This is a genomic window from Marivirga harenae, assembly GCF_030534335.1.
GTDB lineage: Bacteria > Bacteroidota > Bacteroidia > Cytophagales > Cyclobacteriaceae > Marivirga > Marivirga harenae.
The window spans coordinates 4,010,431-4,024,134 of record NZ_CP130565.1 but is presented as its reverse complement, the minus strand read 5'-3'; the positions used below and the strand labels follow the sequence as shown (position 1 = coordinate 4,024,134).

The window sequence follows — 13,704 nt, the reverse complement described above, 5'->3', positions numbered from 1 at the left end:
TGTTTCGGGTGGATAAACAAATATTTTTTTTCAATACATAAACTTTTCTTCATATAAATTACGTTTGTTAATAATGAATGACAATATTTGATAGTTAGGTTTAATTAGTTCATAAATGCGAATTTCATTGCTTCTTTTTATTTTTATCACTCTTGGATGTAATCCTAAAAAGGATATTATTCCCCAGGAAAATTTTGAATTGAAGGCACCTACTTATTTTGGAAGTTTCAATGAGAGAATTCCAGAAGATAATCCCACTACTGCAAAAGGATTTGAATTGGGCAGAATGTTGTTTTATGAAAAGAAATTATCTGGTGATAATAGTATGTCCTGTGCCAGTTGTCATCAGCAAAACAAAGCATTTACAGATGGAAAAGCTTTTAGTCTTGGAATAGATGGGCAAAGTGGAGAGGTGAGCAGTATGTCATTAGTAAATTTGCTCTGGGCTGAAAAGTTTACTTGGAATGGCAAAATGAAAACAGTGGAAGCGCAATCCACTGAGCCGATAAGAAATCCCATCGAAATGCACGAGAATTTTGATAATGCCATCCGAAAATTGGAAGATGATGGCTATAATCGATTATTTCAAGAAGCTTTTGATACGGATGAAATTACTGAAGAATTAATTGGAAAAGCTTTGGCTCAATTTCAAAGAGCACTAATTTCCTCTAATTCTAAATATGATCAATACTTAAGAGGAGAATATGAACCCACTGCGTCCGAACGGAGAGGAGAGCAATTATTCTTTACACATCCCATTCCTGGCCAATTGAGAGGAGGTAATTGCGGAGACTGTCATTTAGGGCCCTTGACTTCTGGCGCAATTGACGGATTTCAAGGCTTTCATAACAATGGCTTGGACAATGATGAAAATATGGATGAAGGATTGATGGCGGTCACGGGTGTTCCTGCTGACAAGGGAAGATTTAAAACGCCAAGTCTTAGAAATATCGCTTTAACTGCCCCCTACATGCATGATGGAAGATTTGAAACTTTGGATGAGGTGATAGAACATTATGATAACGGAATTCACCAAAGCAGTACTTTGGATATCTTAATTATAGAAGGTAGTAATGAAAGTCAAGCTGCAGGAGAAAGGCCTCAGTTGTTTCTTACTGAACAAGAAAAAGAAGATATTTTGGCCTTCTTGCATATGTTGACTGACGAAGAATTTATAACTAACACTCAATTCTCTAACCCAAACCCATTTAAAAATGAAAATTTCTAAACTATTATTTGCCTTGCTAGCTGTAATTTCTTTGTCCTGTACAGATGAAACAATTGAAGGAGGACCACTAGAATTCAATTTCTTTCATAAAGCAGGAAGTGAAGATTTCCAATATAATACTGTATATCAAAATGCTGCAGGGAATGAGTTTTCACTTCGTTTATGGAGAACCTACATAACTGAAATTCAATTAGTAGATACAGAAGGTTCAATTACCGCTTTCACACCTAGTTATCATCTGATCGAACCTAAAGAAGGAAATAAATTCACTTTCAGCTTACCTTTCGTTAAGCAAGACGAATATGCCGCAATAAATTTTAATATAGGGATCAGAGAAGATACAAATCTTTCTGAGTCTACAAGTGGAGATTTAGATCCGAGCAATAATATGGCGTGGAATTGGACTACAGGTTATAAATTCATTAGAATGGATGGCGAGTTTGAAGATAATGCAGGAAACAGGAGAGGTGTTGTGGTACATATTGGAACGGAAAACAATTTCAAACCTCAGTCATTTACTTTTCAAACCCCACTTGTCGTGAATGCATCGGGCGCAGAATTAAATTTTGAACTAGACCTTCTGGAGGCTTTTCAAAATCCTAATACTATTGATTTCGAACAGCTAAGTGATTTTCAATTTAACAATGAAGCCGATTTAATTGGTGAAAATTATGCTGAGGGCTTTATTAAATTAGCAGATTAAATGGGATGCTCCTTTATATATTTAAACATACCATAGTTAGGGCAGTTAATGTTAAATAAATTTAAAACTGTTTCTACTATGAAAAATTTAAGAAGTCTATTATTCCTTTTACCATTTATGGTTATTTTATTTTCCTGCGAAGAGGATGTTGATGATATGATGGATGATAACGATAGCGAAAATGATGATGATAATTCTGTTAATATTGTTGCAATGACGGTAGAAAATTCTGGTGCAGCAGCGTATTTTGTATCAGGAATTTCTGGAAATGAAGAGGTGAGCCCGTTGAACGAGGATAACAGTACTTGGCAATTGACAGTTGGAACACGATATCAATTGACTGTTTCCGGTGCAAGTTCGCATCCATTAGCATTAAGAGATAGTGAGGATAATATTTTACTTAGCATGAATGATATCGAAGGAAGTTTTGAAACTGATGTAGACGTTGACTTCAAATCGGACGCTACAAGCTTTGATTTTACGCTGACTGAGGAATTAGCAGACGAGCTTAATAACTATGTATGCACTGTTCACGCTAGAATGACAGGTAGTGTGACTATAAATTGATATAAGCTTTATCTGTCAATTGGAATCCACAATTTGTTAAGTACAAATTGTGGATTTTTATTTTCAGCTCAACCTGAAAAGACTACAATTCATCTCTTTTAATCTACATTTCATCTACAATTTAATGACCTTAATTTCTTTTCTATGTTGTTACATCAAACAAAAAATTAACAACTATGAAAAATTTATGGAGATTACTATTATTAATTCCGTTGACTTTTGTTGCAATAGCTTGCGATGATGAAGATGAAATGGATGATGAAAACATGGAGCCAGCTCCTACTTTGGTAGAAGCGGCACAGAGTGCGGGTTTAACAACTTTATTAGACGCTGTTGGAGCGATAGATGGATTGGATCAAACATTACTAGATGCTCAAGCGATTACTGTTTTCGCACCATCTAATGCGGCATTTTCTGACGCCTTAGAGGCTTTTGGTGCAAATAATTTAAATGAATTAGTGGAAGCAATTGGTGGCCTTGGCAACTTAGAGATTGTTTTGGGTTTCCATGTAGTGCCAGCTGTTGCTTTTTCTACCGATTTAGATGAAGGAGAGCAGTCTTTTACTACGCTTTCAGGACAAGATATTACAGTCACACTAAGCGGGGGAAATGTCACTGTAACGGATGCAAGCGATAATACGGTAAATGTTGTCACTGCAGATGTTGAAATCGAGAACGGTGTAGTTCATGTTATTGATGGTGTATTATTACCTGAACTTCCAGAAGAAGAGTTACCTAATCTAGTTGATGCCGCAACTAGCGCTGGATTAACCACATTATTAGACGCGGTTGGAGCGGTTGATGGATTGGCAGATAATTTATTGGCTGCTAATGAAATAACTGTTTTTGCACCCACTAACGATGCATTTGGAGCTGCTTTAGAAGCATTTGATGCCGCTGATTTAAACGAATTAGTAGAGGCTTTAGGTGGTATTGACAACTTAGAAACTGTATTAGGTTTCCATGTGGTACCTGCTGTAGCTTTTGCAGAAGATTTAGATGAAGGAGCTCAAACATTTACTACTTTAGCAGAACAAGAATTGACAGTAACAAGAACAGGTACGGAAGTAACGGTCACAGATGCTGCTGGAAATACATTTAATGTAGTCACTGCAGATGTAGCAATTGAAAATGGTGTAGTTCATGTAATTGATGGAGTATTACTACCAGAATTGCCAAATCCTAACCTAGTTGATGCAGCAACCGATGCGGGTTTAACCACACTATTAGATGCTGTTGGCGCAGTTGATGGGTTAGCTGACGATTTGTTGGCAGCAGATGCAATCACTGTTTTTGCTCCTACTAACGATGCATTTGGAGATGCTTTAGAAGCGTATGGCGTGAATAACTTAACTGATTTGGTAACTGAACTTGGGGGAGTAGATAACTTGGAAGCTGTTTTAGGGTTTCATGTTGTGCCGGCTGTAGCTTTTGCAGCAGACTTAGCCGAAGGTGCGCAAACTTTTATTACATTAGCGGAACAAGAGTTAACAGTAACCAAGACAGGTGCTGCGGTATCTGTGACTGATGCAGCTGGCAATACATTTAATGTGACGGTTGCTGATGTGGCTATTGATAATGGTGTTGTACATGTAATTGATGGAGTATTATTACCGGAAATAACATTACCAAATGTAGTAGATGCAGCAACGAGTGCAGGTCTAACTACTTTAATTGACGCTTTAGTAGCTGCTGAATTAAATGACGATGTGGCCAATGCTGAGGCTGTAACAGTTTTTGCCCCAACAAATGAGGCCTTCACTGCATTACTAGCTGCTCAGGAAGTCGATGACTTAGACGGATTAATTGCAAAATTAGGTGCTGAAGCGGTAGCAGATGTTTTGACTTTCCATGTTGTGCCAGCCGTTGCTTTTTCACACGATTTATCAGATGGAGATACTTTTACTACCCTTCAAGGTGAAGATTTAACGGTAAATGTATCAGATAATGGCGTTACTGTTACTGATGTGAATGATAATACTTACAATGTAACCACTGCAAACGTAGCAATTGAAAATGGAGTGGTACATGTTATAGATGGTGTTTTGTTACCTACTCTATAATTAATAAGAATGCATTACTTAGTTTTAAATACAAAAAAAGATGGGATTCGCTTCCCATCTTTTTTAAATTACATCCATGATTTAATAAAATCACATAGTATTATATTATATTTTTATAATTACTAGACATGTTTCAACACAAGTACAAATTTCTATTTATTGCGTTTTTAGCAATATATTCATTCCTTAATATAATTGTGTTGGAAGGAGATAGGCTTTTTCAAGCTGGCTTGCCTTATAATTATCTATTCTGGACGATTCTCGCTTTGACTTCAGCAGTTTGGATTTCTAATTTGTTAATTCAAAAATACTTATTGCAATATTGGTTGCAAATACACCCACTTCTGAAACAATTTGTAGCCAGCATCATATCAGTCGTCCTAATAAGCTTAGTTTCCGTTGAATTAACTGAATTGTTATTAGGTGATCCTTTTACTTTAACTAGACAAAACTTCTTGCTGACTTTTGCCTTTACATTCAGAGTAAATTTATTTCTGAATACATTAAATGCTATTTTTTTCTTTAACAGGAAATATAAAGAAAAAGAACTCGAAACAGAGAAGTTGAAAAGTATGAATCTAGGAAGCCAATATGAGAGATTAAATCATCAATTAAATCCACATTTTCTATTTAATAATTTAAATGCGCTGTCTACTTTAATGCATAATGATTTAAAAAAAGCAGATCTCTTTCTACAAAAACTATCTTCAATATATCGTCACATATCTCAAAACATAAATGAAGAGTTAGTAAGTCTAGAAGAAGAAATCTCGTTTTTATATGATTATATATCACTCTTGGAGATTAGATTTAAAGATTCTCTATTAGTTAATATCAAAATTGATGAGGGAGATAGTAAATTGTACATTCCTCCTGTAGTATTGCAACTCTTGATAGAAAATGTAGTAAAGCATAATTATTTTACCATCGAAAAACCTGTTAAAGTACAGATTAAACAGGAAAATAATAAATTGAAAATTAGCAATACTGTACAGGCAAAAACACAAGATGTAGATTCAATGGGCATCGGATTGCAAAACATTTCGGAGCGATATAAGTTTTTAGGGGAGTCGATTGAAATAAATCACGGCCAAGATAGATTTGAGGTCATTATTCCTTTAATAGAACTACAATGAATCTGTTAATTTTTGAAGATGAGCCATTAGCACAGCAACGGGTAGTTCAAATTATCCAAAAAACAAGACCTGAATGGGTAATTTCTGGCAAGGCTCAAAGTATAGCTGAAGCCAAAAATTTACTTCAGCATTGTTCTGATATTGATTTGCTAATCTGCGATATTCATTTGGCGGATGGTGAATGCTTTAAAATCTTTGAAAATGAGCATTTACAAATCCCAATTATCTTCTTGACAGCTTACGATCAGCATGCTCTGGAATCATTTAATCATTATTGCATTGATTATGTGCTCAAACCTCTACAGGAATCTCGATTGCTGCAAGCATTCGAAAAATACGAACAACTTTGCCTAAGAGAGGAAAAACTGGAACTTGAAAGCAATGTTATTCAATCTGTCATCAAACAGTTATCAGTTAGAAACTATAAGCAAAGATTCTTGACCAAAGTGGGTAGTAAAATGCTTTTTAAGGATATTCATGAAATTGCTTATTTCTATGCAGAAGATAAAATCGTTTATTTGAAGGAGATTGGAACCACCAAAAAATACATCATCAATTTTAGTTTAGATGAATTGGAGAAGAATATATTAGATCCATCTCAGTTTTATAGAATCAACCGCTCAATAATCGTTAATTTAGCAGCTTTGGTGGAGATGAAGACTTATCACAATGGTAGACTAAAACTACATGTTAAATCTTCTCATGATCTGGATTTAATAGTGGCGAGAGAAAGAGTAGGACAGTTTAAAGATTGGATAAATCAATAATTTTTTAATCATGATGAAATACATAATAATACTATGTGCTTTTACTTTTTTAAATCTTAGTTTTATTCAAGCACAAGAGTTTTCTAAACAAGAATTAGATTCCATCAAAAGAGAAATATTTACGATTAAAAGTGATGTGAATCAAATACAGCTTCAATTGTCAGATGCTAAAAAGACATTGAAAACAGGAATTTTTGTAGCCACTCTTGGTTATACAGTAACCATTATCGGTGGTCAATTGCTTGGTACAAACCCTGAATTAGGAGAAGCACTGCTATATACCGGAGGGGCTATTGGAATAGGGGGAACCATAGTGCTAGTGAATGGATTCAATAAAATCAGCTTAAGTAAGCCGAAGAGGAGGATTGATTAGCTCAAAGCAACTTCTCCCCAATCAGCGTGCATTTCATCAAAACGTTGCATCACTTTTTTAATAAAGTCTTCAGAAATTAGGCTTTTCAGTGCTGCTACATCTGCCACTTCATATTCGTCAATTTTGAAGGTTTGTTCATATAAACCTAATTCAAATTTCACTAAATATTTTTCATTCCATTGGAACAAACTGATTTTACAAAAGTTGTTTGGAAATTCACCTATTACCCTCATTATTCTTATTTTTATTTATTGCAAAGTTAAGTCTTAAATATTCATGACTAAATTAAAGGAACAATTTTACGATTTTTTAATAGAAGAAGATGAACCAAGGGCTTGCAAAGCTATTCCTGACGAAGCTTGCACCAATGTCCCGAAGAATTTCTCCCTTAATATTGCCAATGGAACTTTGACTAAGTTAGCAGAAAAGGTAATCAGCCCGAACCTAACACTTCCTTGGATAATGGATTTCTTTGGCGCTTCCTCAGCAATGATTGGTGCTTTAGTACCTATTAAGGATGCTGGCTCTTTATTGCCTCAACTTGCCGTTTCCGGGAAAATTCGCTCTTATGCAATTCGTAAAAATTTCTGGGCAATCAGTGCCTTGGTGCAAGGGTTTTGCTGGTTGGCTGCGGCTGGTCACATTTTCTTTGGTGATGAGAAAACCTTTCCGATGGCAATGCTAGTGCTTTTAGCGGTTTTTAGTGTAGCAAGTGGTGTGGCTTCTGTAGCCTATAAAGATGTGATCGGTAAAACTATTCCGAAAAATACCCGCGGACAAATGCTGAGCTATCGTTCTACTTTTGGCGGAATACTGAGTCTGATTGCTGGGGTAGTTTTAGTGTTTTTCATACAAGAAGAAGCTGATAAATCCATTTATGGGTTCATGTTTCTGTTTGCTGCTGCCTTGTGGCTTATAGCTTCTATTCTGTTTTTCATGATTCAAGAAGAAAAAGGAGCTACTGATGGAGGTAGAAATCCCTTTCAAGAAGTTAAAGCTGGAATAAAACTGATAAAAGAAGAAACGAATTTCAGAAATTTTCTTTTTACTCGAGCGCTGTTAATGGCGGTTCCACTATTGCAGCCCTTCTATGTTTTGGTTGCCAAAGATATAGGCAATCCTGACTGGAGTTTGATAGGATATTTGATTATAGTAAATGGATTAGCAAATGTATTGAGCAGTCCAATTTGGGGTAAAATAGCGGATCAATCCTCAACTCGTCTAATGCGTATTTCTTCCATGATTGCGATCGGTGGAGGAATTTTTGCCTTAATGTTTTATTTTGCTACTGATTGGAATCTAGGTTTTTATGCTTTTTTGCCTGTTTTTTTTATTAATGGTATCGCCTACAGTGGAGCCAGATTAAGCCGAAAGACTTATTTGGTAGATTATGCTCCTGATGGCAATAGGGCTACCTATGTTTCAGTAGCCAATACTTTTATTGGGTTGTTCACCTTAGTGGCAGCTGGCTTTGGCGTAATAGCTGAATTGTTCGGACTTCCAGCCCAAATTATCTTTTTTATGAGCTTGTTGGTTCTGGCAGTTATTTTGAGTTTTCGGTTGAATAAAGTTCAATAAGTTAAAATAAAAATCAAATAATTTAGATCATTTGGGTAAATTAATTTTTTATTTGGTTTTGCTTTCCACATTTTGATCGAACTAAGATATTTAAATACTTAGTCCGATAGAAAATGTCGATCCCATAAGTGCTGGATTTATTTCTGTGAATATATATCTGTTCTTTATTTTAACTTTAAATCCAGTTCCTATAGTTACTTTCGGAAAGAAAAAATAATTCATACGCTTTCCAATTTCCTCAAATTCATCAACAATTATTGAAGATGATCCATATATACACAATCCTATACCAGCATATACATAAGGTATTATCAGTCTTGTCTTGCCTTGATAGTGCACTCCAAATGGAATAATATTGAAGATATGGTTATCTTTTTCATAGGCAACCACATTCCTATTTCTAACAGGCTTTTTTTCTCTGATGATAGCTCTATATGTTAAACCTACTAAAAATGAAAATTTATTAGTACGTTCAATCTTCATCTTCCTTCTCAAAATTGATGCTCTAAATTGGCTTTGGCCAGAAAAATTTCTTACTGGGGCACCAATTGATATATCATAAAGAAATTTTAAGTTTTCTTCATATTGAAAGGGAGGATAATAATAATCGAAATACGAATTATATTTTGATATCACTTTGGAAATTTTTCTTTCAGAGTATCTTATTTTTTTTAAACCATTTGGTATGTTTCCATCTAACAAGAAATTTATCGCACCGAAATATTTAGCTTTATCAAATGAATAGTTTTTTCCTTTTTCTTTAATAATTTGTTCTTCATCTTTCTTAATATGTGCAAATTTCAGATTTTCATTGTTTCTAAGTAAAAAATCAGGATTAATTCGTTTTTCCCTCAATATCCACATATCAATTTTTCCACCTAGTTTTTTTTTGGCAAAAACATATGAAGAATCTTGCGTACCGTCTGCTATTTTAAATCTTTTGAAATTCCGTCCATTATCAAATCTGAATGCTGAAAGCTCTGAACTTTCAAATGTCTTAAAATCAACCTCGGAAAAATCTTTCTTGAAATTAATAGAATGTATTAATTCAGCATCAGTTTTGCTTTCAATATATCCATTTATGGTATCCTTATTGTTTTTTACAATGTATCCGGGTAAAAAGTCATTTTGCCCTATTAGATTAAATGAAATATGAAGAAGTATTAATGAAAGAACTATGACCAACTTATTTGACATGAAAAAATAATAAAATTTTAGGTTAGTAACTTTTGTAAACATAACGCATTTAAATTTTTCTGTCAAATAAATCAATACTATTGAAAGCTATCACCTGCTTTTTTTGTTATTCAGTTACTATTAATTTTTGTCTTTATAATTCAATAAGATAAGTCATTGGAAATTGAAATTATTCGTTCTTAGCAAAGATAAATACTTGATTTTATATGTTTAGATTAAAATATAGACATTTCCGTATGAGTTGTAAACAACTCCAAGGCATGCATACCTTTGGCCGAATTTCCTTTCTCATTCAACTTCGGACTCCAGACCGCAATGCTAAATTCACCAGGGTAAACTGCTGCAATTCCACCGCCAACACCACTTTTTCCAGGAAGCCCTACTCTAAAAGCAAATTCACCGGATTCATCATAGAAACCGCAGGTAAGCATCAGTGCATTGATTCTTTTAATTTGATTTCGTTCTAAGAATAGAGTGCCATCCGGTGCGCATTTTCCGTGCTGAGCAAATAGCTGGAAACACCATGCCAATTCCACACAGTTCATATCAATTGAGCATGTATAAAAGTAAAAATCTAAAACATCTTCTGGATTATTGTGAATGTTTTTAAAGCTTTTAATGAAGTTGGCCATAGCTACATTTCGATAGCCCATGCTTTTCTCAGACTGAAAAACGGCTTCATTATATTGAATTTTATCTGTCCCCTGAAGGTCATGGATAAACTTTAAATATTCTGCTTTGGGGTCTTTCAGTTCAGACAATAAAATATCGCAAATCACGATTGCCCCAGAATTAATAAACGGATTTCTGGGAATCCCTTCTTCATGCTCTAATTGAACTAGAGAGTTGAAAGGATCACCTGATGGCTCAACATCCACTCTATCCCAGACTTTATCGCCAATACATTGAATGGCCATGCTGAGGGTAAAGACTTTGGAAATACTCTGAATAGAGAACCTTTCTTGATAATCCCCTGCATTATAGGTTTCACCATTGACGAATTGAAGGGAAACACCAAACTTATACGGATCAATTTTAGCCAATTCAGGGATGTAGGAAGCCACTTTTCCGGGGGTCTGAACGGAATTTACCGTGTGTAAGATATCATCGAGTATTCTGTTGTAGTCTTCCAAATTAATGTTTTTGTTTCTTCCTTATTACGGTTGGAATGCTGATGAGATACAGAGAATTGTTCAAATTCGATATTCGCTTTTATTTCAATATTTTAGTTGGCGTCCAAAAGCAGCTATTCCTCGTTTATAAAGAAAATTCTTAAAATAAGGAGTTTCCAACTCGCGATTAAATTATTCTAATTCAAAATTGAGCCAGCCCCATTGTTTTTTTTAAATGCAGAAGGAGAAACCCCCTCTTCTTTTTTAAAAGCACTGGTAAAATGAGATAGGTTTTCAAAACCTGAGTTAAAACAAGCTTGCGTTATACTACAATCTGGTTTTTTTAGCCATTTTTTTGCCAATTTTATTCTTTCAGACAGTACATACTGACCGGGAGTAATGCCAAAGGCTTCTTTAAACTTTTTGAAAAAAGTTGCTCTACTCATGCAGGCTGCATTAGCCAAGCGATCAAAATCTATTTTCTGATTGATTTTATTTTGAATAATATGGATAGCATAAGCCAAAGGATGATGAGTTGCTAATGCTTTAGGAGCTGAAGTGAAGACATGACGCGCCTGCGTTTGCATCAAGCGAATAATCATTTCTTTCATGGCCAAATCCACATATAAATCTTTGGTCGTGCTATCCTCTGTCCTGGAAATTTTAATGATTCTATCCACCGTATTAATCAACTCCTGATTATTGATGATATGATGGATACTAGGATCTATTTGCCATTGCTCTTTTTGCAGCACTTTCGGATGTTTTTCATTCAACATGTCCAAAGTAAAATCAATAAGTTGTTGAGAAATAGCTAGGGCGATGCATTGAGTGGGTTGTCCTACCTTGGCTTCTGGGAAATCTATTTCCATCACCTCATTTGGGCCCACAATAACGGATTCACCTGGCAGATAATCAAAAGCTTCTTTATTTTCTAAATGCATTACTTTTTTACCTCTAAGCATGGACGTGAATACAAAATCGTTGAAGACTAATTTAACATCTTTTGCTTGCTGATGGGTTTCGAATACATTCAATTCACAACTATCGTAGGTATATGCAGTACGGTTCTCTACTAAAGTAAAAAGGGAATTCTCATTTCCTAAAGGGACTTGGTATGGGCGAATGGCTTTGTTCATATCGTTTTTTCTATAAAGAAATGTCGGATTTAGGTTTAAAATGGTTGGTGTGCCATCAACCATGGATTCTACGCTGGTCGGTGTGTCACCGACCGGAATCAGGAATAAACAATCCTATCAGTTCTCATTTGAAATTAAATTAATACAGCTCTACAATTTAGTGAATTTTATGATATTCTAAAAATCAGATGGAAAGCAAAATGATTCATACTCTTAACAAAATTTTAAAGAATTAAAAGTAGGAAATTACATTTAATTAGAAATAAAACAAAAAGCTATGGAAACGTTAGAAAAAACTCAAAAAACGGTAGAGCGTCCTACCTTTAAGGCGCAGTACGACCACTTCATTGGTGGAGAATGGGTAAAACCTGCAAATGGAGAATATTTTGATAATATCAGTCCAGTTGATGGCAAAGCTTTTACCAAAGCAGCCAGAGGAACAAAGGAGGATGTTAACAAGGCAATAGATGCAGCGCACAAAGCATTTGCCACTTGGTCCAAAACTTCTGCTGCAGCTAGAGCTAATGTGCTCTTAAAAATTGCCGATATAATAGAAGAGAATTTAGAGATGTTGGCAAGAGTAGAAACCATTGATAATGGAAAAGCACTGAGAGAATGTAGAGCAGCAGATTTACCACTTTGCGTAGATCACTTTAGGTATTTTGCAGGTGCCATTAGGGCGGATGAAAGTTCAATTTCCGAGCATGATGAGCATACGGTCAGTATTAATTTGCAAGAGCCACTAGGAGTAGTGGGTCAAATTATTCCCTGGAATTTCCCTTTATTAATGGCGACTTGGAAGATAGCGCCTGCTTTAGCGGCAGGATGCTGTACGGTGGTAAAACCAGCAGAACAAACGCCCACTTCTTTAATGGTATTGATGGAATTGATTCAGGATGTGGTGCCAGCTGGGGTATTGAATGTGGTGACAGGTTTTGGACCTGAAGCAGGAAAGCCATTGGCTCAATCTGATAGAATATCAAAAGTAGCCTTTACAGGTGAAACCACAACAGGTCGTTTGATCATGCAATATGCTTCTGAAAATCTAATTCCGGTTACAATGGAATTGGGTGGGAAATCTCCAAACATCTTTATGAAATCTGTAATGGATAAGGACGATGAATTCTTGGATAAATGTATAGAAGGAGCCGTAATGTTTGCCTTAAATCAAGGGGAAGTTTGTACTTGTCCGTCAAGAATATTAGTCCATGAGGACATAGCTGATGAATTCTTGAAAAGAGTAGTGGAACGTACAAAAGCTATTAAAATGGGACATCCCTTGGCTGAAGATACCATGATGGGCGCTCAAGCATCCAATGATCAATTTGAGAAAATTCTTTCCTATTTGGATATTGGGAAGCAAGAAGGTGCAGAAGTACTATGTGGAGGTGAAAAAGCAGGATTAAATTCAGGCTTAGAAAATGGGTATTATATTCAGCCGACCATCTTCAAAGGACATAATAAAATGCGGGTGTTCCAGGAAGAAATTTTTGGTCCTGTGACTTCAGTTTGTACTTTCAAAACAACAGAAGAAGCAATAGAAATAGCCAATGATACCATGTACGGATTAGGTGCGGGATTATGGAGTAGAGATGCTCATGAGCTGTATCAAGTGCCAAGAGCGGTAAAAGCAGGTCGAGTTTGGGTGAATAACTATCATGCATATCCTGCTCATGCGCCATTCGGAGGATACAAGAAATCAGGTTTCGGTAGAGAGAATCACAAAATGATGTTGGATCACTACAGACAAACCAAGAATATGTTGATTTCTTATGATAAGAATAAATTAGGTTTCTTTTAGGGAATAGTTCTAAGTAATAAGTTGTGGGTTGCCAATAGGG

13 protein-coding genes are annotated in these 13,704 nt (G+C 35.4%); 9 read left to right on the top strand and 4 right to left on the bottom strand.

What is annotated here, in order from left to right:
• The first annotated feature begins 115 nt into the window (after positions 1 to 115).
• The 7 genes from Q3Y49_RS17150 (at position 116) to Q3Y49_RS17120 (ending at position 6,837) form a co-directional block, all read left to right on the top strand.
• Positions 116 to 1,228 (top strand): cytochrome-c peroxidase, encoded by a 1,113-nt coding sequence (locus tag Q3Y49_RS17150; RefSeq protein ID WP_303269862.1) that lies wholly within the window; start codon positions 116 to 118, stop codon positions 1,226 to 1,228.
• A complete protein-coding gene (locus Q3Y49_RS17145) occupies positions 1,215 to 1,931 on the top strand; it encodes an MbnP family protein (protein ID WP_303269861.1) in 717 nt (238 codons plus the stop codon). Before Q3Y49_RS17150 ends, Q3Y49_RS17145 begins: the two co-directional genes overlap by 14 nt.
• Before the next feature lie 78 nt (positions 1,932 to 2,009).
• Positions 2,010 to 2,498 (top strand): hypothetical protein, encoded by a 489-nt coding sequence (locus Q3Y49_RS17140; protein WP_303269860.1) that lies wholly within the window; start codon positions 2,010 to 2,012, stop codon positions 2,496 to 2,498.
• Between the two features lie 176 nt (positions 2,499 to 2,674).
• Positions 2,675 to 4,561: a fasciclin domain-containing protein gene (locus Q3Y49_RS17135; protein ID WP_303269859.1), complete on the top strand. Its 1,887-nt coding sequence runs from the start codon at positions 2,675 to 2,677 to the stop codon at positions 4,559 to 4,561.
• A gap of 128 nt (positions 4,562 to 4,689) precedes the next feature.
• Positions 4,690 to 5,697 carry a sensor histidine kinase gene (locus Q3Y49_RS17130; protein WP_303269858.1) on the top strand — a complete coding sequence of 336 codons (1,008 nt, stop codon included), beginning with the start codon at positions 4,690 to 4,692 and terminating at the stop codon, positions 5,695 to 5,697.
• Complete coding sequence (locus Q3Y49_RS17125; RefSeq protein ID WP_303269857.1) at positions 5,694 to 6,464, top strand: LytR/AlgR family response regulator transcription factor; 771 nt, start codon at positions 5,694 to 5,696, stop codon at positions 6,462 to 6,464. Before Q3Y49_RS17130 ends, Q3Y49_RS17125 begins: the two co-directional genes overlap by 4 nt.
• Positions 6,465 to 6,474: 10 nt before the next feature.
• Positions 6,475 to 6,837 (top strand): hypothetical protein, encoded by a 363-nt coding sequence (locus Q3Y49_RS17120; protein ID WP_303269856.1) that lies wholly within the window; start codon positions 6,475 to 6,477, stop codon positions 6,835 to 6,837.
• On the opposite strand, the gene Q3Y49_RS17115 is transcribed toward Q3Y49_RS17120, so the two are convergent.
• Complete coding sequence (locus Q3Y49_RS17115; RefSeq protein WP_303269855.1) at positions 6,834 to 7,070, bottom strand: hypothetical protein; 237 nt, start codon at positions 7,068 to 7,070, stop codon at positions 6,834 to 6,836. The genes Q3Y49_RS17120 and Q3Y49_RS17115 overlap by 4 nt on opposite strands.
• A gap of 43 nt (positions 7,071 to 7,113) precedes the next feature.
• Here Q3Y49_RS17115 and Q3Y49_RS17110 point away from each other — a divergent pair, with 43 nt between their 5' ends.
• Complete coding sequence (locus Q3Y49_RS17110) at positions 7,114 to 8,415, top strand: MFS transporter (protein WP_303269854.1); 1,302 nt, start codon at positions 7,114 to 7,116, stop codon at positions 8,413 to 8,415.
• A 90-nt stretch (positions 8,416 to 8,505) separates the two neighbouring features.
• Here Q3Y49_RS17110 and Q3Y49_RS17105 read toward each other — a convergent pair whose 3' ends face one another.
• From Q3Y49_RS17105 to Q3Y49_RS17095, 3 genes are all read right to left on the bottom strand, one after another.
• Entirely contained in the window at positions 8,506 to 9,678 is a 1,173-nt protein-coding gene (locus Q3Y49_RS17105) for a hypothetical protein (RefSeq protein WP_303269853.1), read from the bottom strand.
• A gap of 149 nt (positions 9,679 to 9,827) precedes the next feature.
• Entirely contained in the window at positions 9,828 to 10,745 is a 918-nt protein-coding gene (locus Q3Y49_RS17100) for a glutaminase (RefSeq protein ID WP_303269852.1), read from the bottom strand.
• A 176-nt stretch (positions 10,746 to 10,921) separates the two neighbouring features.
• Positions 10,922 to 11,863, bottom strand: coding sequence for an AraC family transcriptional regulator (locus Q3Y49_RS17095; RefSeq protein ID WP_303269851.1), 942 nt, complete (start codon positions 11,861 to 11,863; stop codon positions 10,922 to 10,924).
• A 277-nt stretch (positions 11,864 to 12,140) separates the two neighbouring features.
• On the opposite strand from Q3Y49_RS17095, the gene Q3Y49_RS17090 reads away from it, so the two are divergent.
• Positions 12,141 to 13,664: an aldehyde dehydrogenase family protein gene (locus Q3Y49_RS17090; protein ID WP_303269850.1), complete on the top strand. Its 1,524-nt coding sequence runs from the start codon at positions 12,141 to 12,143 to the stop codon at positions 13,662 to 13,664.
• Positions 13,665 to 13,704 lie beyond the last annotated feature (40 nt).